This is a genomic window from Castellaniella sp. WN, from assembly GCF_054457555.1.
Genome location: NZ_JBTKZC010000002.1, coordinates 269434 through 290137 on the forward strand (window position 1 = coordinate 269434; position 20704 = coordinate 290137).

At 65.3% G+C, this 20704-nt stretch carries 23 protein-coding genes; 5 read left to right on the plus strand and 18 right to left on the minus strand.

The window, feature by feature from the left end:
- Positions 1-21: 21 nt before the first annotated feature.
- The 6 genes from ACTPOE_RS15155 to ACTPOE_RS15180 form a co-directional block, all read right to left on the minus strand.
- A complete protein-coding gene (locus tag ACTPOE_RS15155; RefSeq protein WP_458873072.1) occupies positions 22-759 on the minus strand; it encodes an ABC transporter ATP-binding protein in 738 nt (245 codons plus the stop codon).
- A complete protein-coding gene (locus ACTPOE_RS15160; RefSeq protein WP_458873073.1) occupies positions 756-1598 on the minus strand; it encodes an ABC transporter ATP-binding protein in 843 nt (280 codons plus the stop codon). The genes ACTPOE_RS15155 and ACTPOE_RS15160 overlap by 4 nt, the downstream gene beginning before the upstream one ends.
- Positions 1595-3079: a high-affinity branched-chain amino acid ABC transporter permease LivM gene (gene livM, locus ACTPOE_RS15165; RefSeq protein WP_458873074.1), complete on the minus strand. Its 1485-nt coding sequence runs from the start codon at positions 3077-3079 to the stop codon at positions 1595-1597. The genes ACTPOE_RS15160 and livM overlap by 4 nt, the downstream gene beginning before the upstream one ends.
- Positions 3079-3996 carry an ABC transporter permease subunit gene (locus ACTPOE_RS15170; RefSeq protein WP_458873075.1) on the minus strand — a complete coding sequence of 306 codons (918 nt, stop codon included), beginning with the start codon at positions 3994-3996 and terminating at the stop codon, positions 3079-3081. The genes livM and ACTPOE_RS15170 overlap by 1 nt, the downstream gene beginning before the upstream one ends.
- Before the next feature lie 9 nt (positions 3997-4005).
- Positions 4006-5136 carry a branched-chain amino acid ABC transporter substrate-binding protein gene (locus ACTPOE_RS15175; RefSeq protein WP_458873076.1) on the minus strand — a complete coding sequence of 377 codons (1131 nt, stop codon included), beginning with the start codon at positions 5134-5136 and terminating at the stop codon, positions 4006-4008.
- 63 nt (positions 5137-5199) lie between these two features.
- A complete protein-coding gene (locus ACTPOE_RS15180; protein ID WP_458873077.1) occupies positions 5200-6381 on the minus strand; it encodes an NAD(P)/FAD-dependent oxidoreductase in 1182 nt (393 codons plus the stop codon).
- A 216-nt stretch (positions 6382-6597) separates the two neighbouring features.
- Here ACTPOE_RS15180 and amaB point away from each other — a divergent pair, with 216 nt between their 5' ends.
- The gene (amaB, locus tag ACTPOE_RS15185; RefSeq protein WP_458873078.1) at positions 6598-8094 is read left to right on the plus strand and encodes an L-piperidine-6-carboxylate dehydrogenase; all 1497 of its coding nucleotides are present in this window, start codon (positions 6598-6600) and stop codon (positions 8092-8094) included.
- A 32-nt stretch (positions 8095-8126) separates the two neighbouring features.
- Here amaB and ACTPOE_RS15190 read toward each other — a convergent pair whose 3' ends face one another.
- The gene (locus ACTPOE_RS15190; protein WP_458873079.1) at positions 8127-8402 is read right to left on the minus strand and encodes a hypothetical protein; all 276 of its coding nucleotides are present in this window, start codon (positions 8400-8402) and stop codon (positions 8127-8129) included.
- A 59-nt stretch (positions 8403-8461) separates the two neighbouring features.
- On the opposite strand from ACTPOE_RS15190, the gene ACTPOE_RS15195 reads away from it, so the two are divergent.
- Complete coding sequence (locus ACTPOE_RS15195; RefSeq protein ID WP_458873080.1) at positions 8462-9103, plus strand: trimeric intracellular cation channel family protein; 642 nt, start codon at positions 8462-8464, stop codon at positions 9101-9103.
- 81 nt (positions 9104-9184) lie between these two features.
- The gene (locus ACTPOE_RS15200) at positions 9185-9796 is read left to right on the plus strand and encodes a LysE family translocator (RefSeq protein WP_458873081.1); all 612 of its coding nucleotides are present in this window, start codon (positions 9185-9187) and stop codon (positions 9794-9796) included.
- A gap of 76 nt (positions 9797-9872) precedes the next feature.
- Here the strand turns inward: ACTPOE_RS15200 and ACTPOE_RS15205 are convergent, their stop codons facing one another.
- From ACTPOE_RS15205 to ychF, 11 genes are all read right to left on the minus strand, one after another.
- Positions 9873-10502, minus strand: coding sequence for a MiaE family protein (locus ACTPOE_RS15205; RefSeq protein WP_458873082.1), 630 nt, complete (start codon positions 10500-10502; stop codon positions 9873-9875).
- A gap of 8 nt (positions 10503-10510) precedes the next feature.
- A complete protein-coding gene (locus ACTPOE_RS15210) occupies positions 10511-11767 on the minus strand; it encodes an MFS transporter (RefSeq protein ID WP_458873083.1) in 1257 nt (418 codons plus the stop codon).
- Between the two features lie 91 nt (positions 11768-11858).
- Positions 11859-12926 carry a linear amide C-N hydrolase gene (locus ACTPOE_RS15215; protein WP_458873084.1) on the minus strand — a complete coding sequence of 356 codons (1068 nt, stop codon included), beginning with the start codon at positions 12924-12926 and terminating at the stop codon, positions 11859-11861.
- 164 nt (positions 12927-13090) lie between these two features.
- On the minus strand, positions 13091-14227 hold the full coding sequence (locus tag ACTPOE_RS15220; protein ID WP_458873085.1) for a Fic family protein: 1137 nt from the start codon (positions 14225-14227) through the stop codon (positions 13091-13093).
- Between the two features lie 279 nt (positions 14228-14506).
- Entirely contained in the window at positions 14507-14770 is a 264-nt protein-coding gene (locus ACTPOE_RS15225; protein ID WP_458873086.1) for a hypothetical protein, read from the minus strand.
- A gap of 38 nt (positions 14771-14808) precedes the next feature.
- Complete coding sequence (locus ACTPOE_RS15230; protein ID WP_458873087.1) at positions 14809-15126, minus strand: helix-turn-helix domain-containing protein; 318 nt, start codon at positions 15124-15126, stop codon at positions 14809-14811.
- Complete coding sequence (locus ACTPOE_RS15235) at positions 15104-15493, minus strand: type II toxin-antitoxin system RelE/ParE family toxin (RefSeq protein WP_458873088.1); 390 nt, start codon at positions 15491-15493, stop codon at positions 15104-15106. The genes ACTPOE_RS15230 and ACTPOE_RS15235 overlap by 23 nt, the downstream gene beginning before the upstream one ends.
- A 67-nt stretch (positions 15494-15560) precedes the next feature.
- The gene (locus ACTPOE_RS15240; protein WP_458873089.1) at positions 15561-15836 is read right to left on the minus strand and encodes a hypothetical protein; all 276 of its coding nucleotides are present in this window, start codon (positions 15834-15836) and stop codon (positions 15561-15563) included.
- A 2-nt stretch (positions 15837-15838) separates the two neighbouring features.
- Positions 15839-16420, minus strand: coding sequence for a tyrosine-type recombinase/integrase (locus ACTPOE_RS15245; protein ID WP_458873507.1), 582 nt, complete (start codon positions 16418-16420; stop codon positions 15839-15841).
- Entirely contained in the window at positions 16360-17118 is a 759-nt protein-coding gene (locus ACTPOE_RS15250; RefSeq protein WP_458873090.1) for a tyrosine-type recombinase/integrase, read from the minus strand. Before ACTPOE_RS15250 ends, ACTPOE_RS15245 begins: the two co-directional genes overlap by 61 nt.
- Positions 17119-17309: 191 nt before the next feature.
- Positions 17310-18401 (minus strand): redox-regulated ATPase YchF, encoded by a 1092-nt coding sequence (gene ychF, locus ACTPOE_RS15255; protein WP_458873091.1) that lies wholly within the window; start codon positions 18399-18401, stop codon positions 17310-17312.
- Positions 18402-18522: 121 nt separating this feature from the next.
- Between ychF and ACTPOE_RS15260 the strand changes: the two genes are divergently transcribed.
- Together ACTPOE_RS15260 and ACTPOE_RS15265 are read left to right on the plus strand one after the other, a co-directional pair.
- Entirely contained in the window at positions 18523-19425 is a 903-nt protein-coding gene (locus tag ACTPOE_RS15260) for a LysR family transcriptional regulator (RefSeq protein ID WP_458873508.1), read from the plus strand.
- A gap of 204 nt (positions 19426-19629) precedes the next feature.
- Complete coding sequence (locus ACTPOE_RS15265) at positions 19630-20688, plus strand: TRAP transporter substrate-binding protein (protein WP_458873092.1); 1059 nt, start codon at positions 19630-19632, stop codon at positions 20686-20688.
- Positions 20689-20704: the final 16 nt, after the last annotated feature.

A 20704-nucleotide genomic window follows, 5' to 3' on the forward strand; every position in this document is an offset into this window, starting at 1 on the left:
TCTTCCTTGATCCATACACGCTTAACGCGCGACCTGGCGGCGCGTCCCCGAGCTGAGGTAGGCTTCCCGCACCTGTTCATCGTGCAGCAAGGCCTCGCCGGTGCCCGTCAGGGTAATGCGGCCATTGACGAGCACATAGCCCCGGTCGGCCAGACGCAAAGCATGCTGGGCGTTTTGCTCGACCAGGAAAATGGTCTTGCCCAGGGTGGCGATATCCCGCAGCGTCTGCAAAATCTGGCGCGCCACCAGGGGGGCCAGGCCCAGGCTCGGCTCGTCGAGCAAAATAGTATCAGGCCGGCCCATCAATGCGCGCGCGATCGCCAGCATCTGCTGCTCGCCGCCGGACAAGGTGCCCGCCCGCTGATTGCGCCGTTCTTTCAGACGCGGGAACAGATCGAACATGGCCTCCCGATCCTCGTCCGCATGCGCCATGCCGACCGACAGCGTCCCCAGGATCAGGTTTTCTTCGACCGTCATCGCCGGAAAGATCCGCCGGCCTTCCGGCACCTGCGCGATCCCCCGGCGCGCGATCCGGTGCGGCGGGACATGCAGCAGGCTTTCGCCGCGATAGGTGATGGCGCCGGCCGAAGCCCGGGGTTCGCCGAAGATGGACATCAGCAACGTGCTTTTCCCCGCGCCATTGGCGCCGATCAGGGAAACGATCTCGCCCGCATCCACATGCAGGCTGACCTGATGCAGCACCTGAATGGGGCCATACGCCACATCGACGTCCCGCAGCGCCAGCAGAGGTTCGCTCATGTCAGATCCTCCTCTCCGCCCAGATAGGCCGCGATCACGGCGGGATTGCCCCGGATCGCCTCGGCATCGCCCTGGGCGATCACGCAGCCGTGGTCGAGCACGATGATGTGATCGGAAATCCCCATGACCAGCCCCATATCGTGCTCGATCAGCAGCACCGTCACCTCGTGATGCTCGCGCAGCTCGGTGACGAGATCCGACAAGGCCTCGGTTTCGCGGGGGTTCAGCCCGGCAGCCGGTTCGTCCAGGCAGATCAGCCGGGGCTTGCCGCACATGGCGCGCGCGATTTCCAGCCGCCGCTGCTGGCCGTACGGCAGTTCACCCGCCAGACGGTTCCCCGCGTCCGCGAGACCTACGGTATCCAGCCAGCACCAGGCCGTTTCCAAGGCCAGATCCTCCTGGCGGTCATAATGGGCGCTGCCCAGAAAACCGCGCCACAGATTGCCGTCCAGGGCGCGGTGCTGGGCCACCAGCAGGTTCTCCAGCACCGTCATGTCCTTGAACAGGCGGATGTTCTGAAAGGTGCGCGCGATGCCTGCCCGCGCCACCAGATGCGAACCGCCGACGAAAAAGCGATCCAGCAAATCATTGACCCGCACGAGGCGGTGGCCGTCATTGAAGACAATCTGCCCGGCCGAGGCCCGGTAAAACCCCGTGACGCAATTGAAGACCGTGGTCTTGCCGGCGCCATTGGGACCGATCAGGGCCGTCACGCTCTGCGGCATGACGTCGAAACTGACATCCTGATTGGCAATGATGCCGCCGAATCGCTGCGTCAGCCCCCGGACACTCAGCAGAGGAGCCGCCGCGGACGGGCGTTCAAAGCGGGCGTCCGTCATATGGCCTCCCGGCGTTCAAAACGGGTCCGGCCCGGACGTACCAGGCCATACGGCCGCCAGATCATCATGCCGATCATCAACAGGCCGAACAACAGGATGCGGTAATCCGCCACGGCCCGCAGGATTTCAGGCAGCAGGGTCAAGGCGATGGCGGCCAGAATCACCCCCAGCGTGGACCCCATGCCGCCCAGCACGACAATGGACAGGATCAGGACGGACTCGAAAAAATTGAAGGACATGGGGCTGATGAAACCCTGATAGGCGGCGAAGAACACCCCCGCAATCCCCCCGGTCGTCGCCCCCATCATGAACGCGGCCAGCTTGACCGTGACATGGTTGATCCCCAGGGAACGGCAGGCGATCTCGTCTTCGCGCAGGGCTTCCCAGGAACGCCCCAGGGGCATGCGGCGCAAGCGATTGAAGGCATGCAGCACCCCGATCACCACGATGAACAGCAGGCCGTAGATGAACAAGGCCTTGTAGTCCCCGCTATAGGGCAGATGGAAAAATTCATGGAAGGGCGGCAGGCCATCGCTGCCCCGCCGGCTGAATTCCAGCCCGAACAGGGTGGGCGCAGGCGCCGGCACTCCATTGGGTCCGCCGGTCATATCCACCCAATTGGTCAACACCAGCCGGATGATTTCACCGAAACCAAGCGTCACGATCGCCAAGTAATCGCCGTGCATGCGCAGCACGGGAAAACCCAGCACGGCGCCGCACATGGCCGCCAGCAAGGGCGCCAGCAGCAGCGCAGTCCAGAAGCCTATGCCCAGATACTGCGCGCCCAAGGCCAGAAAATACGCGCCGACGGCATAAAAGGCGACATAGCCCAGATCCAGCAGCCCGGCCAGGCCGACGACGATATTCAGCCCCATGCCCAACAGCACATAAATCAGCACCAGGGTCAGATTGCTGACCCAGACCTTGGGCAGCATGCCGGTCTGGTTCAAAAGCACGGGCAGGATCAGGCCGGCCAAAAAGAGCGCCCACAGCGGCAGGCGCCAGGGATGCGGCTTGCCGCGCAAGCGCGGCAGACCCAGGCCATACGCCAGCAGCAGCAACAGCAGGATGAGAATCAGCGCAAAGCCCGCCCCCGCGTGCATCAGGCCCAGCCCCACCAGCAGCAACAGGCCGGCGCACACAGCCAGGCCCAGCATCAGCACGCGCCGGGGGGAGACATGCGCCCCGGCGGACGCGGAGCCACGTTCCCGGCCTGCCCAATGGCGGCGGCCCGGCCCGCTATGAAAATACAGCTGAAACGCGAGGCGCCCGAGCATCACCAGAACCGCCAAGGCAAACCCGTTGACGATCACCGGCACGCGCCAGGGCAAGAAGCGGAAATCGTACTGATTCAGCACGAGATTCGTGACCGGACTGAACGCCAGCATCACCAGCATGCCCGCGAGCGCCGCATCCTTCAGGCAACGTCCCCAGGGAAAGGGGCGCGGCCCGGTGACAGACAGTGTTTCCTGCGACGCCATTACACTTTCTCCACGGCAGGACGGCCCATCAAACCGCTGGGCTTGAAGATCAGCACCAGCACCAGGACGCCAAAGGAAAACACGTCCTTGTAGTCGCTGCTGACGAAACCGGAGAACAGCGACTCCAGACTGCCCAGCAGCAGCCCCCCGAGCATGGCGCCCGGCAAGGAACCGATCCCCCCCAGCACCGCGGCGCTGAAGGCTTTGATCCCGATGATGAAGCCGATGAAGAAATCGAAAGACCCGTAATTCTGGGTGACCAGCACCCCGGCGATGGCGGCCATCACCGAGCCGATCACGAACACCAGGGAAATGACCTGCACGGTATTCACGCCCAGGATGGTGGCCATGCGGCGGTCCTGCTGGGTCGCCCGGCATTGGCGCCCCAGGCTGGTGCCATGCACGAACCAGGTCAACAGCGCCATGGCCGCGAAACTGACGACGATGATGACCAAGCTCATGTATTTCACCTGGATGAAATGCTCGGCGCCGCCCAGCCGCCAGCTGCCCGTTATCATGGGCGGCACCCCCTGGACATTGGGGCCTTGAGCGAGCTGCATATAGTTCTGCAGCACCAGCGAAACCCCGATGGCCGAGATCAAGGGGGCCAGCCGGTTGGTGCCGCCCAAAGGGCGGTACACCACACGCTCGATGGACCACCCGTACAAACCGGTCATGACCATGGTCAGCACCAGTGTGACCAGCAAGGACAGCACGATGGAATCGATGCCGAAGAAACCGATCACCGCCAGCATGATCGCGCTGATGTACGCGCTCACCATGTAGACATCGCCATGCGCGAAATTGATCATGCCGATGATCCCGTAGACCATGGTGTAGCCGATGGCGATCAATCCATAGATCGCCCCCAGCGTCACGCCATTGATCAACTGCTGACCGAGAATGTACGGGTCCATGCCGTTTCCTTACTTCGCCGCAGGCAGTTCGGCGTAATGGCCGTCGGCGTCCCACTGGTACATCACCACGCTGGGCCTGGTCAGATCCCCCTTGGCGTTCCAGCCTTTTTCACCCAGCACCGTGGACACGTTGTGCTGCTTGAGCCAGCCGGCCAGCTTGTCGCCTTCCGTCGTGCCCGTGCCGGCAATCGCCGCCGACACCGCCTGCACCGCCGCATAGGCATACAAGGTAAAGCCGTCGGAACCCTTGCCCTCGGACGCGAGCTTTTCAACGATCAGGCGGCCGGCCTCGATCTTGCGCGGGTCTTCCGGGAACGACATATACACACCCTGGGCATATTGCTTGCCGCCGGCGGCCGTCACGAACGCAGGATCGACGATCCCGTCATCCGACACAAAGGGAATCGTCAAACCCTGTTCGCGCATCTGCCGCACCAGCGTGCCCGCTTCGGCATACAGACCGCCGAAGAACACCGCATCCACATTCGCGGCGCGGATCTTGGTAACCAGCGCGTTGTAGTCGCGCTCGCCGCGCGTCACCCCGTCGTACAGCGCCGTCTTCACCCCATGGCGCTCGGTTTCCGAACGGGTCGCATCCGCCACCCCCCGGCCATAGGTGTCCTTGTCATGGATGATCGCCACCGTGGCGGCTTTCAGGTTCTTGGCGATGAAGCCCCCCAGCACCACGGCCTGCTGGTCATCCCGCCCGCAGATCCGGGTGACGGTGGGCAGGCTGCGCTCGGTGACCTCCGGATTGGTGGATCCTGTGGCCATCGACAGAATATTGGCCTCGTCATAAATCTCCGAGGCGGGAATCGTGCTGGACGAGCAGAAATGCCCGACCACCGCCGCCACACGATCCTGGTCCACGAGCCGGTGCGCCACCGCCACGGCCTGCTTGGGTTCGCAGGCATCGTCGCCCTTGATAAGCACGATTTTCTTGCCCTTGATCCCGCCCTGGGCATTGAGCGCCTCCGCCGCCGACTGGGCGCCGGTCCAGAGCTGATCGCCAAACGCGGCATTCGGCCCTGTAAACGGACCGGCGACGCCGATCTTGATTTCATCCTGAGCCTGAACGGCCGAGGACACGCCCGCCAAAAGCGCCATACCGACGCACACAGATAAGAAACGCTGCTGCATACTGCCTCCTCCTTCGATCAGCCGGAACTTTCCGGCATACCCTGCCGACTTCACAGGCATGATTTACACGACGTTTTTCTCGATGATGGGCTGGCCTTCCAGAATGCGCCGCCACCCCATCCGGCTCAGATCCAGCGTCCGGAACCGCCCATGGACGATCAGTTCCGACAAGGCCCGGCCGACGGCGGGCGACTGCTGCATCCCGTGGCCGCTGAAGCCATTGGCGAAATAAAGATTGTGCAGATCGGGGTGCAGACCCAGGATCACGTTCTGGTCGACCAGATTCATGTCGTAGTGCCCTGCCCAGCTGCGCCCGCAGCGCAGCGCCTCGAAGGCCGGCACGCGCTGGGCCAACACGGGCCAGAGCACCTCCTCGAACAAGGCATGCTGCACATCGAAATCCAGGCATTCCGCATCCTGGTCCGGCGGCGGCGCGATACCGGTGATGAAGCCCTGCCCCTCGGGACGGAAATACGCCCCGCTGGGATCGATCACCATGGGGCAGCCCGGCAGGCGCTCCGGGCATTGCACATAGAAGACGCTGCGCTTGCGCGCCTGCACCGGCAGTTCGATGCCCGCCAGACGCGACAGCGCCGGCGCGCCGGTGCCGGCGGCGTTGATCAGGGATCCGCAGGACAGCCGCGTGCCGTCATCGAGACGCACGCCCGTGACTTGCGCGCCGGTCCGGTCGATGCCCGTGACCCGGCGCGCCAGATAGGCGGCGCCCTGGGCGATGGCCTTGTGCCGCAAGCCCTGCATCATGCCGTAGGCGTCCAGCCAGCCTTCACCGCTCAGGCCCAGCGCGCCGGCGGCCAGGTCGTCCACGTTCAGCCAAGGATACCGGGCGCGCAGCGCGGCGGCATCCAGCAGGGCGATGTCCGCCCCTTCGCGGCACTGCACGACGTGGTTTTCCCGCAGGATGGGCAGACCGGCAGGCGTAGCCAGGAACAGGTAACCGCCTTCGTGGAAGGCCGGATCGGGCCGGACGTCGTCCACCGCCAGGGTGTCGGCGAAGGTGCGCAGAAACTCCGTGCCAAAGCGTGACATGCGGATGTTCTCCTCGGTGGAGAACTGATGGCGGATAGACGCGGCCGAGAGCGCCGTTGCGCAATGCTGATAGGTGGGATCGGGTTCGATGACGGCCACGGAGCCGTTGAAATCGGGGTCGGCGGTCAGGAAATAAGCCGCCGCGCTGCCGACGGCGGCGCCGCCTGCGATGATGACGTCGAAATGCGTTTGATCCATCCTGCTGCGCTCCTCTAGGGATCATCTGAACAAGTCATCGGGATCGTCGGGCGGTGTGACACGTCCGATTGCGAGGTCATTGTGGAAGCAAATTTTTCCATTTTCTCTAGGTATTTTCCCTGGAGGAAAATTTTTTTCTTATTTAAAAAGTGCGTGATATCCTGTCCCGGATCGGTCCCTTTCATCGACTTTTTCGAGACAGCCCGGAGCCACGCCATGAATCATCAGGATCTTCTACGCACATTCGGCCTGGAGGCCGATACGCTTCGCGCCGGCGGCTTGCCGGTCCACTCCCCCATCGACGGCGCCCGATTGGCGGACCTGCGTCCGCACAGCGCGGACGACAGCCGCCGCATGATCGCCCAGGCGCACGACGCCTTCCTCGCCTGGCGCCAGGTGCCCGCGCCCCGGCGCGGCGAACTGGTGCGCCTGCTGGGCGAGGAATTGCGCGCCCACAAGCGGGCGCTGGGCCGCCTGGTCTCCCTCGAAGCCGGCAAGATCGCCGCCGAGGGCGAGGGCGAAGTCCAGGAAATGATCGACATCTGCGACTTCGCCGTCGGCCTGTCGCGGCAACTGCACGGCCTGACCATCGCGTCCGAGCGGCCCGGCCACCGCATGATGGAGACCTGGCACCCGCTGGGCGTGGTGGGGGTGATTTCCGCCTTCAATTTCCCGGTGGCGGTCTGGTCCTGGAACGCCGCCCTGGCCCTGGTCTGCGGCGACCCGGTCGTCTGGAAGCCCTCGGAAAAGACACCGCTGACGGCGCTCGCCTGCCAGGCGCTGTTCCAGCGCGCGTTGGCCCGTTTCGGCGACGCGCCCGACGGCCTGCTGCACGTGCTGGTCGGCGCCCGCGAGCCGGGCGAAGCGCTGGTCGACGACCCCCGGGTGGCGCTGGTCTCGGCCACCGGGTCCACGCGCATGGGCCGCGAGGTCGGGCCGCGCGTGGCGCGGCGCTTCGGCCGCTGCCTGCTGGAACTGGGCGGCAACAACGCCATTATCGTGGCCCCGTCGGCCGACCTGGACATGGCCGCGCGCGGCATCCTGTTCGGCGCCATCGGCACGGCCGGCCAGCGCTGCACCACCACGCGCCGCCTGATCGTCCACGAATCGGTCGCCGACGCCCTGCTGGCACGGCTGAAGGCCGCCTACGCCAGCGCCGCGGTGGGTGATCCGCTGGACCCCGGCACCCTGGTCGGTCCGCTGATCGATCGGGCCGCCTACGAGGCCATGCAGGCGGCGCTGGAACAGGCCCGCGCCCAGGGCGGCGCAGTCACGGGCGGCGAACGCCTGCTGGCCGACCGCTACCCGGGCGCCTGGTACGTCCGCCCGGCCCTGGCCGACATGCCCGGACAGACGGACGTCGTGCGTCACGAAACCTTCGCTCCGATCCTGTACATCCTGCGCTACCGCGAGTTCGACGAGGCCCTGGCGCTGCACAACGACGTCCCGCAGGGCCTGTCCTCGGCGATCTTCACCACGGACCTGCGCGAGGCCGAGACCTTCCTGGGCGCCACGGGATCGGACTGCGGCATCGCCAACGTCAACATCGGCACCTCGGGCGCGGAGATCGGCGGGGCCTTCGGCGGCGAGAAAGAAACCGGCGGCGGGCGCGAATCCGGGTCCGACGCCTGGAAGGCCTACATGCGCCGCGCCACCAACACCGTCAACTATTCCCGCGCGCTGCCGCTGGCGCAGGGCATCCGGTTTGGATGAGGCAGGGCATAGGTCAGTCCCTGAGGACTGACCTATGCCTGACGAATCCGGGCCGCTTGCAAGCGGCGAGGTGGAGAGATGCCACGGCTGAAGACTGGCCGCGACGTGGACGAATCCGAACCGCGCGGCCAGCGACAGCCCCGTACCGGCGGGGCTTCGGCGGCCTTCTGCTGCCAGCCCCGGCGGCGGAAATAGATGCCCTTCATCCACCGCGTCAGACCCGTGCAGCCCGGCAGGACCAGAGGCAGCCGCGCGAGATACAGCGGCGGCAGGCCCTTCAGCCGCAGTCCCGGTGCCAGCGGATGCATTGCGCGGCGCGGCCGGGAGCGATACGCTTGCCGGGCCGCCGTCACCCCGGGAGCCCTCTTTGCCGAACGATCCGATCACCAATGAATTCCTGCATGTCCTGTTCCTCGTCGCCATCGCCGCCGAAGCCATGACCGCCGCGCTCGCGGCCGGGCGGCGGGAAATGGACTGGCTGGGCGTTTGCCTGCTGGGCTGCATCACCGCGCTGGGCGGCGGCTCGGTGCGCGACCTGCTGCTGGACCACCACCCCCTGTCCTGGATCGCGCATCCGTCCTACCTGCTGCTCACCGGCGGCGCGGCCCTGGTCACCATCGCGGTCGCCCGGTTCATCCACCCGCTGCGGCACCTGTTCCTGTTCCTGGACGCCGTCGGGCTGGTGGTCTTCACCGTGATCGGCTGCGACATCGCCCTGGGCCTGGATCTGCCCTGGAGCATCGCCATCGTCTCGGGCATGATCACCGGCTGCGTGGGCGGCGTGCTGCGCGACGTGCTGTGCAACGAAGTCCCGCTGTTGTTCCGCGCCGAACTCTACGCCACGGTGTCCATCGTCGCGGGCGCCCTGTACGTCGCCGGCCTGGCGCTGGACCTGCACCAGGAAACCGTCACGGGCGGCGCGCTGGCGATCGGCCTGGCGCTGCGATTGCTGGCCCTGCGCTTCGGCTGGAGCATGCCGAAATTCGTCTACACGCGGGACCTGCACTGACGCGGGCGCACCGCCCGATGCGCCGGCCGCCGGTTTGCGCGACAATCGTTCCCGCGTCCTCCTCCACACTCAGGCGGCCCCATGTTCCTGCATACCCTGCTGCTCGTCATGACGATCCACGCCGTGGCCCTGGTCTCGCCCGGCCCCGATTTCGCCGTCGTCACCCGCCTGTCCATCGTGTCGGGCCGGCGCGCAGGCCTGTGGGCGGCGGCCGGGGTCGCCAGCGCCATCGGCGTCTACACCCTGGTCAGCCTGATGGGCCTGACCCTGGTGCTGGCCGCCCTGCCGGGCCTGTCGCGCGCCCTGTCCATCGCCGGCGCGCTCTACCTGATGTGGCTGGGCATCCAGTGCCTGCGCTCCAAGGGCCACATGCCCGAATCGGGCTCCTCCGCCCCGGGCGGGCGGCGCGCCTACGTGACCGGGTTCTTCACCAACCTGCTCAACCCCAAGGCCATGCTGTATTTCGGCTCCATCCTGTCCCAGGCGGTCACCCCGGACCTGGGCGGCGCGCACCTGGCCGTCGTCTGGACCCTGCTGGTGGCCGAATCCCTGCTGTGGTTCGCCCTGGTGGCCACGCTGTTCTCGGCCCCGCGCATGCTGCAATGGCTGCGCACCCGCCTGCGCTGGTTCGACCGCGCCATCGGCGTGGTGCTGCTGGGCCTGGCGGCCAAGGTCGGCAGTTCGGGGATGTAGCCGCGCGTGACCGGCGCGGCGGGCTCCAGACGCCACGTCCCGCCCCGCGCGGAAATCGAGGCGGGGCCGCACCGGCTCAGGCCGCGGCGCCGCCGGCCGGGCAGCCGCTGTGGAAGCGGAATTCGGCGTCCGGCGACTCGATCAGTTCCCGTTCCGCCGCGCGGATCCGGAGTACCGCGCGTTCCACGTCGCGGGCCTCGCCGAAGCGCCGCGCGAACCGCAGGTAGCCTTGATAGTGACGATTTTCCGATTGCAGCAACCCGGCGTAGAACGCGGCCAGATCCTCGTCCAGATGCGGCACCAGCGCGGCGAAGCGCTCGCAGGAACGGGCCTCGATGAAGGCCCCTACGATCAGGGTATCGACCAGCTTCGCCGGTTCGTGGGTGCGTACTGTCGCCCGCAATCCCGACGCGTAGCGGCTGGCCGTGAGCGGCCGTAGCTCGATGCCGCGCCGCCTCAGGATACGCAGCACCTGTTCATGGTGTACCAGTTCTTCGCGGGCCAGCTTCGACAAGGCCATCGACAGCTCGGCATCCTGGCCGTAGCGCGCGATCAGGCTCATCGCGGTCGCGGCCGCCTTCAGTTCACAGTTTCGGTGGTCGAGCAGCAGCACGTCCTGTTGCGTCAGGGCGGTCCGCACCCAGGCCTCGGGCGTGGGACACGGCAGAAAATCGAGCGGATCGGCGGGCAGTTCGGGCGGGTTCATCGAGTCTTTCAAGGTCTGCGAGCGGAGGCCGATCCGGCACGCGGCGGTTCGCCTGTCCCGAGCGGCTGCGCAAGGCCGGGCATGAAGCGCCAGGCGATCAACCACCCCACCGCCTGCACGGCGCACAGCGTGGCCACGGTGCCGGGCCAGCCTCCCACGGTGTAGGCGATGCCGCACCCCCAGGCGCCCGCGAAGCCGCCGCAATAATACGCCCCGTAATACAGGCCGCTGGCCAATGAACGGCCGCTGGTGACCCGGTGGGCGATGAAGCTCATCGTTGCCGACTGTGTCACGAACACCCCGCAGGCCGCCACGGCCAGCGCGGCCACGATGGCCCAGACCGGCGCCGCCAGCGACCCCAGCACGCCCAGCGCGGACACGGCCACCGCCGCCAGCACCGTGCGCCGTGAGCCGATGCGCGGGATCACCTGCCCCGCCAGCGGCGTGACCACTACCCCCAGCAGATAGACGCTGAAAATGTTGGCCAGGTCGCCCGGACTGAAATGGTAGGGAGCGGCCGCCAGATGCAGGTTGACGAAGGTGAACAGCCCGACCAGGGCGAACAGCACTGTGAAGCCCAGCGCACAGGCCACCCGCAGGGCGGGATTGCGCAGCAGCCGGCCCAGCGACGCCAGGTTGTCGGCGACCCGGACATTGGCCACGAAATGGCGCGAGGGCGGCAGGCCGCGCCAGACCAGCCAGGCGCCTGCCAGGTTGATCGCCGCCATCGCGCCGAATGCCGTGCGCCAGGCCATGAATTCGGTCAAGTGCCCCATCAGGAAGCGGCCCAGGAAACCGCCCAGCACCGAGCCTGTGATGTATCCGGTGACCAGCCGCACCATCGCGGCGCCGCGGAATTCCTCGCCGATATAGGCGATCGCCACCACCGACACGCCCGGCACGGCCAGCCCCTGCAGAAAGCGCAGCACCAGCAACCCGTGCACGGACTGCACCTGCGTCATCAGCGCCGTGGGCACGGCCAGCGCGAACACGGACACCGTGATCAGCCATTTGCGCCCCAGGGCGTCGGACAGCATGCCGATGAAGGGCGAGATCAGCGCCACCGCCAGCACCGTCATCCCCACGGCATTGCCGATCTCGACCACGGAGGCGTTCAGGTCCCGCCGCAATTCGGGCAGGATCGACTGCACCGAATACACCTGAATGAAGGCGAACACGCCCACCAGCGCCACGGTCAGCAGCAGGGGCACGGTCAGCCGGTAATAGTCGTCCGAGGGGGAGGATGGAGCGGGAGAGGCGGGCATGGGAAAAGGACCGGAAACGGTTGCGTGGGCCCAGCGGGTCCGCAGGCGTTAGCTTACCCCAGTTGACCGGCGCGGCGCGGCCACGGCGCGGTCAGAGCCCCAGGAACCGGAACGGCTCGGCCGGCGTGAACTGGCCGTTGGCCATCCCGGAGTGGATCCGCGTCTGGTCGGGGCCGAGCTCGAGCTTCATCACCCGGCCGGTGCTCTCGGAAAAATCCAGTTTCTCCAGATCGACCCAGAAGACGTTCGGCGTGAGCGCCGACTCGAAGAAATAGCGCTTGTGCTTGTGGTCGGCGACCGTCCGCCAGCGCGTGGACGAGATGTTGGGCTGGTCCGGCGTGGTGATGCCATAGGGCACGGACACATTGCGGATCACGCTGAAGACGCTCGCGATCGCCTCGGCCGGGCTCTCGCTCTTCGGAATCGCGTTCACGTAGAAGGCGGCGCGCGCATAGCGATCGGAGGCCCGGTTCGTGCCCGGCAGCATGACGGTGCCGCCGATCTGCCGCCAGTAGGCGTTCAGCGCGAGCTGCTGCTCGAACACCGGGGAATTGGTCATCACCTGGTAATCGCGGCTGTGGTGGATGACCTGTCGCCCTCCGATGTACTCGACGATGGCGCTGTCGCCGCCGGCATCCGACAGGGACAGGTGCAGGGTGGCGAGCCGGTCCTCGCCCGGCACCCGGTCGGTGACGAGGGTGAAAGGCTCCTTCGCCAGAACATCGACCGCCTCCTGGACGGTGGCGAAATTGTCCAGCGCATATTGTGCCCAGGCCGCCAGGGACAGGCCCGGCGTCGTGCCATCGTATTCGGGATAGGAGGACTCGACCAGCCACAGCACGTTGGCGACGAGCCCGGCCTCGTTCATGCCGTCGGTGGTCGAAATATCGTAGCCCGACGCGATGACGCTGCCGTACTTCGACGTCCATTCGATCGAGTTCGGCCCCGCCTCTCCGGACCGCCGCATGCCGCGCGGGAACGCCCACAGATTCGTCCCGACGTCGGTCTTCCAGTCCATGGATCGCGCCGTGATCACCTGATCGCCGGCGCCGAGGTAGACGAGACGCGTGCAGGCATCCGCGGCCGGTGCGGCCTGGAGACCGGCGAACGCGAGCAGGCCGGCGCACAGAATCGGGAAGGAACGTTTCCGAGCGGTCATCGAGATACTCCCATTCGACTGTCGATGACCGTTTATAACAGGATGGCGGTCTGGGGGGCGGGCCATCGGGCTGTCCGCGAACCGCAGGTCCGAGATGCACGTCAATCATTCCCCGCCGCCGGCGGTCGAGGCCTACTACCGGCATTTGGGTGAGCGGCCCCGGTTCAGGGCGCGGGAGAATGGGGTGGCTTGAGAGCGTAGCTGGTGCTGCGCCCGCCCGCCTCCGAGCGCTGCAATACGCCCATGGCGACCAGTTCGTTGATGTCCCGTAGCGCGGTGTCAGGCGAGCACTTGGCGAGCGCCGCCCATTTTCCGCTGGTCAACTTGCCCTCGAAGCCATCGAGCAGGCGATTCAGCACCCGCACCTGTCGGGCATTCAGCGAGGCGCCCGACACGCGCTGCCAGAATCTCGCCTTGTCCAGTACGGCATCCAGCGACCGATGCGCATAGCCCACTGCCTCGTCCAGCATCCGCAGGAACCACAGCAGCCACTCGGTCACATCCAGCGTCCCTTTTTGCGTGCGCTCCAGGATGTCGTAATACGCCTTGCGTTCGCGCCGAATCTGCGCCGACAGGCTATAGAAGCGCTGCGGACTGCCATCGGCCCGGGCCAACAGCAGGTCGCCGATGGCCCGAGCCACACGGCCATTGCCATCCTCGAAAGGATGCAGCGTGACGAACCACAGGTGACCGAGCCCGGCCCGGATCAGTGCCGGCGCCGCCGCATCGGGCGCATTCACCCACCCCAGAAAGCGCGCGAGTTCCGCCGGCAGGCGCGCGGCGGGAGGGGCCTCATAGTGCACTTTCTGGCGACCCACGGGACCGGACACCACCCGCATCGGCCCATGCGCATCATCCCGCCAGGCACCAGTGACGATCCGGCTCAAGTCCGAATAACCCGTCGGGAACAGCGCGGCATGCCACCCGAACAGACGCTCGACCGTCAGCGGGTCGGCATTGCTGACCGTGGCGTCGAGCACCATCTCCACGACACCTTCCACATGCCGATCGGCCGGGGTCAGCGCACCGATATCCACCCCGAGACGGCGCGCAAGCGACGAGCGCACCGAAGCGGCGTTCAAATGTTCGCCTTCGATCTCGCTGGTCTTGAGCACGTCGTCCGTCAGCGCGGCCAGGCTGACCTCGTCACGCAGGCCCAGGCCGACGTCGGCGAGGCGCCCCAGCAGCAAGCCTTGCGCGCGGCTGACCCGCGACAGGGGCTCGGCCAGCGCCGCCAGATCGTAGCGCCAGTCCGGCCAGTCGGGAGCTTGCCAAATGTAGAGGTAATCACCGCTATTCATGCGGTAATTATGGGGCGGATTTGGTGCGAGGACAAGGGATTCACCGCAGAGAATGCGGTGATTATGGGATTATTCGCCGCTCGCGTGTTGGGAGGGCATCGGGCTGAAATGGGGTATTTTCCTCGTGGATACCTTATTTCTGCGGCTCGATTGCCCTATTCTCACACGTTGAACGGGAAGAGCGGGGCACTACGAGCCGCGCCATTGCTTGCTGTACTGGCTGGCATGGTCATTTCGCACCCGCTTTCATACCCGCTTTTGAAAAAGTACATCACCACGTTACATAGGTGAAAGAACGCATGAAACCAACGGCTGTCCTGCCGCCTGACATTCGATACCCGCGTCCCACAAGGGCTGCGCGAAACTGCCAAAGCCAAAGCCTACAATCGCAAACACAAGCAGGAAAAACCACACGCGATCCTTCGGGCCGTCCTGCCGCTTCGACCAAGCACCAAGACGACGCACCTGAAAACCAAAAAAATAAACCACAGGCAATGCAACCGCAAAAACGACGGAAACGATTCCAACAGCAAAGTGCCCCATGGACATCCTCTCTTAACGTCCGAAATTCATCTAACCGATCAGGCAATAGCCTGGATGCCATTTTTTTCCACCACGGTCAGCAGGCGCAAGGCCGGGCCGCCGGGCTTCTTTACACCGCGCTCCCAGTCGGAGACAAGGTTCTTGCTCACGTTCAGGTAGAGGGCAAAGATTGGCTGCGACAAGTGCTCGCGCTCGCGCAGCGCGCGGATGCGCTCAGGCGGCATGGGTTGCGCCGGCGTCAGGCAGCTTTCGTCGAACTCGCGCATGGTCTGCTTGTCGATGGCGCCCACTTCATGCAGGGCCTCCATCGTCTCGTGGATGGCCGCGTAGGCTTCACCCCGGTAATTCTTCGCCATGATCGTGTACCTCCGTCAATTGCCCCTTGCCGATCAACTCGGCCAAGTGCGTTTCCGACAGCCCCAGCACATGCTCCGCCGCCTTTTTGAAATTGGCCTCTTCGTCATCGTCGATGTTGTCGCGGTCGCTCTTGGCGAACCCGTACACGAAGAAAGCCCGCCCGGCCGTGCGGTACAAGATGATGGTGCGGAAACCGCCTGACTTGCCCTGCCCAGGCCGCGCCACGCGCTGCTTGATGACGCCGCCACCAAGGTCAGCGTCAACCAGGCCTCGCTCGGCACGCCCAACGGCTTCCAGAAGCGCCTTGTCCGCGATGCCCTGTTTGCGGGCAAAGCGCTCGAACCAAGCGTTCTTGAAAACCCTCACGTACTGGCCCCGGTAAATTATCTATAACACATAGTATTACATATGACAGCATTAATCGCAAGGGTGCTCACACCCTCAGTGTCATGCCAAAATGGCACTTCATCCGCAGCATGGCTTTGAGTTGTGCCAGTGCGTCTTTTCGGGTTGCTCGATTTCTGGTTTGTCGGTCGTTATCCGCTTTCGCCATGGCGATGGCTTGAGCCAGATAGCCCCAGTCTTTCTGAGTGATTTTCTTTCCGAGAATGCGGGTAAGCGACTCGATGAGTTCATCCCCGAACTCGGAAGTATGGCCGAAGCGTGATGCGTGCCGCCCCCCACCTCTGAAAGGTATCCTGCCCGCCATAGTTACGCCGCCGTGGCGCGCAGCGGCACCACCCTCCCCGGCTCGCTCTGCTTCCACGCATCGAGCGTATCGGCCCACTGCTGCATCATCTTGGCCCGGTCGGCCAGATAGTCCGCACGGTTGTATGTGCGGCGCACAGCGTTAGGCTCCGTGTGCGCGAGCTGGCGTTCGATCCAGTCCGCCAGGTATCCCATTCCGTTCAAGAGCGTGCTGTCCGTGGTACGAGTAGCGTGGGGGCTGAACTTGCCAGCCCAACCCAGCACCAGCACCAGCAAGGCTTGCCGGAAAGAGGCCGTCGCCATTGCCTTTTTGCGGTCATCACGGTTGGGGAAGAGCAACGCATAGCGGCCCGTCACACCGTGCAGGGCGCGCAGCATTTCGACGGCTTGCGTGGAGAGCGGCACGGTGTGCTCCCGGCGCATCTTCATACGGCCTTCAGGGATACGCCACACGGCGGCGTCCAGGTTGAATTCTTCCCACCTGGCCTCAGCAATCTCGATGGGACGGCACAGCGTCCACCACATCAAGCGGAATGCGCAGGCCGTCTCGAACTTGCCGCCATGGCCGTCGAAGTCGCGCAGCAGTTGCCCGACTTCTTCAGGCGCGAGGGGCGCTTGTGCTGGGTCTTGTTGGCTGGGAGCGCCTTGCGCACGGGATAGGTCGGGTCTATTTCGGCGCGAAGAGTGGACACCGCCGGTTCGAACACGCCGGCCATGGTGCGCTTGGCCTCCGCCGCCACGCTCGGCCCGTTCTTCTTGGCGGCAGTCTTCAGCACGTCGAGGATATGCGCCGGCGTGATCTGCTTGACGGGCAGCACGCCGATTTTCGGAAAGACCACGCGGGTCAACATGTCGAGCCGACGCTTTTTGGTGATTGGCTCCCACGTCTTGAGCGCCACCCACTCGCGCGCCACGGCCTCAAAGGTGTTGGCACTGTCCTGCTCGCGCTTCACGCGCTCCAGTTGGCGATTATGGGCGGGGTTGATGCCCTGCTTGACCAGTGCGCGCGCCTTAATCCGCTCATCTCGTGCTTCGGCCAGCGTGAAGCCACCGCCAGCCCGGCGGGCATGAGCAGCCTCCGGCGTCTCGCCGCTTGGCGCCGTGACGTAATCGCCAATGGCAAACACGCTTTCCTTGATGACGCCCTCGCGGACCAGCTTGAAGCGGTAGCGCCACGCCTTCACGCCGTTGGGTTTGACTTCCAGATACAGGCCCTTGCCGTCGGTCAGCTTATAGGGCTTGTCCTGGGCTTTCGCGGTTCTGCACTTGGTATCAGTCAGCACGGGAAATCTCGCTTTTCTGCCATACCCGCTTTTTCTATAGCGGGCTTCAGGGTCATACCCGCCAACACACCCGCTTTTGAAGTGGATAGCAACGAACAACCGAGAACAACAATAAACAAAAAACCCCGCATCTACGCGGGGTTCAGGGGCATTCCGAACTTGGATGAACGTGGATGAACGGTATGTACCACTTACACGTTGAACAAAAAATTCATCACATCCCCATCCTTCACCACGTACTCCTTCCCTTCCGCCCGCATCTTCCCGGCTTCCTTCGCGCCCTGCTCGCCCTTGCAGGCGATGAAGTCGTCGAAAGCGATGGTCTGGGCGCGGATGAAGCCGCGTTCGAAGTCGGTGTGGATGACGCCGGCCGCCTGGGGGGCGGTGGCGCCGACGGGGATGGTCCAGGCGCGGACTTCCTTCACGCCGGCGGTGAAATAGGTCTGCAGGCCCAGCAACTGGTAGCCCGCGCGGATGACGCGGTCCAGGCCGGGCTCGGTCATGCCCATGTCTTCCAGGAAGACGGTCTTGTCCTCGTCGTCCAGGTCGGCGATCTCGGCCTCGATGGCGGCGCAGACGGCGACCACGGGGGCGTTTTCGGCGGCGGCGTAGTCCTGTACCGCCTTCAGGTGCGGGTTGTCCTTGAAGCCGTTGTCCTTGACGTTGGCGACGTACATGGCGCGCTTGGCGGTGATGAAACAGTAGCCCTTGACCAGCGCCTGCTCGTCCTCGTCCAGGTCCAGGCCGCGCACGGACTTGCCCTGGTCCAGCACCGTCACGATGCGCTCCAGCAGGGCCACCAGGCGGATGGCTTCCTTGTCGCCTGAATTGGCCAGCTTGCGGTTCTTCTGCAGGGCCTTGTCGGCGGCGGCCAGGTCGGCCAGGGCAAGCTCGGTGTTGATGACCTCGATATCGGAGATCGGATCGATACGGCCGGCGACGTGGACGACGTTCTCGTCCTCGAAACAGCGCACGACGTGGACGATGGCGTCGGTTTCGCGGATGTTGGCCAGGAACTGGTTGCCCAGGCCTTCGCCCTTGGACGCGCCCGCCACCAGGCCGGCGATGTCGACGAATTCAACCACGGCGGGCACGACGCGCTCGGGCTTCACGATGACCGACAGCTGCGCCAGGCGCGGATCCGGGACCTCGACCACGCCGACGTTGGGCTCGATGGTGCAGAACGGGTAGTTCTCCGCCGCGATGCCGGCCTTGGTCAGGGCGTTGAACAGGGTGGATTTGCCGACGTTGGGCAGGCCAACGATGCCGCATTGCAGTGCCATGAATTCGATTATCCTTGTGTATCGGAAGGCGGGGTCGAGGCCCGGCCTGGAGGAAACTGCGATTGTACCCCGCCCATTGACATCCTCCCCCACCCGCGGGCAGGGGTTCCCGTCGCGATCAATCATGGATTTCAAGCACATCGAAGCCTTCGTATGGGTCGCCGAGGTCGAGAGCTTCCGGGTCGCCGCGGAAAAGCTCCACACCACGCAGCCGGCGATCTCGCAGCGCATCGCGGCGCTGGAATCGTCGTTGTCCGTGCGGCTGTTCGAGCGCAGCGCGCGCGGCATCAAGCTGACTGAAAAGGGGCAGGAACTGCTGTCCCACGCTCGCCGCATCATCGACATGCGCACCGAGATGCTGACGGCCGCCCGGCAGGCGTCCCCGGTCCGCGGGCTGTTCCGGCTGGGCGTGGCCGAAACCCTGGTGCACACCTGGCTGCCGGAACTGCTCGAACGGCTGCACCAGCGCCATCCGGCGCTGGTGGTGGAGCTGCAGGTGGACACCAGCCACGTGCTGCGCGCGCAATTGTTGTCACACCAGATCGACCTGGCCATGCTGGTGGGGACGTCGCAGGATCCGCGCGAGCACAGCCTGCACCTCCGGGACTATTCCCTGGCCTGGGTCGCCAGCCCCAGCCTGCGCCTGCACGGCCGCACCGTCAAGGCGGGGGAACTGGCGGCCTATCCCATCATCACCTACCCGCCGGCCAGCAGGCCGCATCACGCGGTCAAGCGCATCCTGCAGGACGCGGGGATCAAGGAACCCCGCCTGTACGGCAGCGCGTCGCTCAGCACCATCGTCCACATGGCGCGCCACGGCATGGGGCCCTGCGTGATCGCGCCCGCCGTGATCGCCGAAGAACTGGAACAGGGCAAGCTGCGCATCCTGCGCACCGACAGCACCCTGCCCGACATCGACTTCCACGCCTGCTGGCTGGACACGCCCGACAGCCACACGGCCCTGACCGTCGCGCGGCTGGCGCAGGAAATCGCGCGCCAGGCGGGGGCCAGGAAGGATCAGTGATAACCCTAGCCTTCTCCCGGAAATCGCCGGATGAAACGCTCGGAAAAACACATTAAATCTCCTTAAAAACAACAAATTACGATGAATTGATAAAGATTCGTTATGACCAGGCATGCCGATTGATGATTGGACGCGACGGGGGCCGCCACGGTGCAATCCGGAGGAGCCACCCACTCAATGCACTCGACATCCCGAGGAGACCCCATGAAGCATCTGGCCACCATCACGCTCACCGCAGGCGCCGTCCTGCTCGCCTCCGCCGCCGCCGCGCAAGACAAGGTGGACGGCCTGCCCAAGACCCAGATCCAGGTCGCGGGCGCCCTCAGCAACCTGACGCTCTACCAGAACTTCGAGCAGCCCTTCTGGACCAGGACCGTGCCCGAACTGTCGAACGGCCAGGTCACGGCCACCATCAAGGGCTTCAACGAGATGGGCCTGAAGGGCCCGGAAATGCTGCGCCTGATGTCCCAAGGCGTGATCCCGGTCGGCACCTCGACCCTGGCCTACTTCGCCAGCGACAACCCCATCAACGAGGCCATCGATCTGGCCGGCCTGGCGCCCACCGCCGCCATCGCCAAGCAGGTGACCGACGCCTATTCCCCGGCCTACGAGGCCTTCTACGACAAGCAGAACATCAAGGTGCTCGGCTTCTCCTCCTATCCCGCGCAGGTGCTGTTCTGCAACGGCGCGATGAACGGCCTGGCCGACCTCAAGGGCAAGAAGGTGCGCACCAGCAGCCGCACTCAGGCCGAGTTCGTCGAGGCCTTCGGCGGCAGCAGCGTGACCCTGCCCTTCGGCGAGGTCGTGCCGGCCCTGCAGAACGGCGTGGTCGACTGCGCCATCACCGGCTCGATGTCGGGCTACTCGGCCAAGTGGTACGAGGTCAGCACGCACCTGTACGCCCTGCCGATCAACTGGAACCAGCAGATCCACGCCGCCAACAAGGCGTACTGGAACAAGCTCGATCCCAAGGTCCGCGATTTCCTGCAGAAGAACCTGGACGCGATGTTCGAGAAGATCTGGGCCGACGCCGCCGCCGAGACGCAGCAGGGCTACGACTGCAACACCGGCGCCGCCGGCTGCAAGCAGGCGGTCAAGGGCAAGATGACGCTGGTCCAGCCTTCCGAGACCGATCAGGCGCTGCTCAAAAAGGTCCTGGCCGAAACCATCGTGCCGAAGTGGGCCGCGCGCTGCTCCACGCAGTGCGTCCAGGACTTCAATGGCACGATCGGCAAGATCGTGGGCATCACCGCGTCCAAGTAGGCGGACGCGGCCCGCG